This is a genomic window from Streptomyces sp. TRM70350 (assembly GCF_019219825.1).
Classification (GTDB): domain Bacteria; phylum Actinomycetota; class Actinomycetes; order Streptomycetales; family Streptomycetaceae; genus Streptomyces.
In genome coordinates, this window is record NZ_JAHUXH010000133.1 from 1 (window position 1) to 371 (window position 371).

The 371-nt window shown below is 69.5% G+C and carries 1 protein-coding gene; it reads left to right on the top strand.

The genetic code is table 11. The features are described 5' to 3' along the window. A partial coding sequence (locus tag KWI83_RS37910; protein WP_218518904.1) for a condensation domain-containing protein occupies window positions 1-371 on the top strand: 371 nt, incomplete at both ends.

Consider the following 371-nt stretch of genomic DNA (forward strand, 5'->3'; position numbering starts at 1 on the left):
GACGGGGAGTTGCACCGGGGGTTGGTGGGGTTGGCGCGGGATGCGTCGGCGACGTTGTTCATGGTGGTCCAAGCGGGTCTGGTGGCGTTGCTGTCCCGGCTGGGTGCCGGGGACGACATCGCCGTGGGGTCGCCGGTGGCGGGGCGGACGGACGAGGCGCTGGACGATCTGGTCGGGTTCTTCGTGAACACCCTCGTGCTGCGTACGGATGTCTCGGGTGATCCGTCCTTCCGTGAGCTGCTGGGCCGGGTCCGTGAAGGGGACCTGGCGGCCTACGCGCATCAGGACGTGCCGTTCGAGCGGTTGGTCGAGGTCCTCAACCCGGCCCGGTCGCTGTCCCGCAACCCCCTCGTCCAGGTCATGCTCGCCCT